The sequence below is a fragment of the Oceanobacillus caeni genome, from assembly GCF_042678465.1.
Classification (GTDB): Bacteria; Bacillota; Bacilli; order Bacillales; family Amphibacillaceae; genus Oceanobacillus; species Oceanobacillus caeni.
Genome location: NZ_JBHTKV010000075.1, coordinates 1 through 807, shown reverse-complemented (window position 1 = coordinate 807; position 807 = coordinate 1). Strand labels below are relative to the sequence as shown.

At 46.8% G+C, this 807-nt stretch carries 2 tRNA genes and 2 rRNA genes; all 4 read left to right on the top strand.

What is annotated here, in order from left to right:
* Positions 1–69, top strand: a 16S ribosomal RNA gene (locus ACFQ18_RS18080); the annotation flags it as partial.
* 89 nt (positions 70–158) lie between these two features.
* Positions 159–235 (top strand) — tRNA-Ile (locus ACFQ18_RS18075).
* Between the two features lie 15 nt (positions 236–250).
* A tRNA-Ala gene (locus ACFQ18_RS18070) sits at positions 251–323 on the top strand.
* A 235-nt stretch (positions 324–558) separates the two neighbouring features.
* Positions 559–807: ribosomal RNA gene (locus ACFQ18_RS18065) — 23S ribosomal RNA — on the top strand; the annotation flags it as partial.

Below are 807 nucleotides of genomic sequence, written 5' to 3'. Positions count from 1 at the left end.
GGACCAATGATTGGGGTGAAGTCGTAACAAGGTAGCCGTATCGGAAGGTGCGGCTGGATCACCTCCTTTCTAAGGATTATTACGGAACATCCAGGTTTGGATGAAACATACTGTGTTGTTTGGTTCAGTTTTGAGAGAGCAATTTTTTAATTATAGATGGGCCTGTAGCTCAGCTGGTTAGAGCGCACGCCTGATAAGCGTGAGGTCGGTGGTTCGAGTCCACTCAGGCCCACCATCATATAATTTAAACGGGGCCTTAGCTCAGCTGGGAGAGCGCCTGCTTTGCACGCAGGAGGTCAGCGGTTCGATCCCGCTAGGCTCCATTTTTGTACCTTGAAAACTAAATAAGAGTAATCAAACGACATCAATCAAAAGGCTGAAGCGACTGTTCAACGACGTACGGACTGGACTGAGCCGAAGGAGATAAAGGAAACACGATGAACGTAAGTGAATCGATGTTGACTTATCGCACGAAGGTGAAGGAAGTACGCTAGTCGTTAGGAGCTGAAGCTAGATTTAAAGCAAGGCTAATATAGCACGCTTATTCATTGTAAACTTAGTTAAGTGAATAAGGGCGCACGGTGGATGCCTTGGCACTAGGAGCCGATGAAGGACGGGACTAACACCGATATGCCTCGGGGAGTTGTAAGTAAACTTAGATCCGAGGATTTCCGAATGGGGAAACCCACTGTTCGTAATGGAACAGGACTTATACTTTAATACATAGGGTATAAGAGGCACACCCAGGGAACTGAAACATCTCAGTACCTGGAGGAAGAGAAAGCAAATGCGATTTCCCAAGTAGCG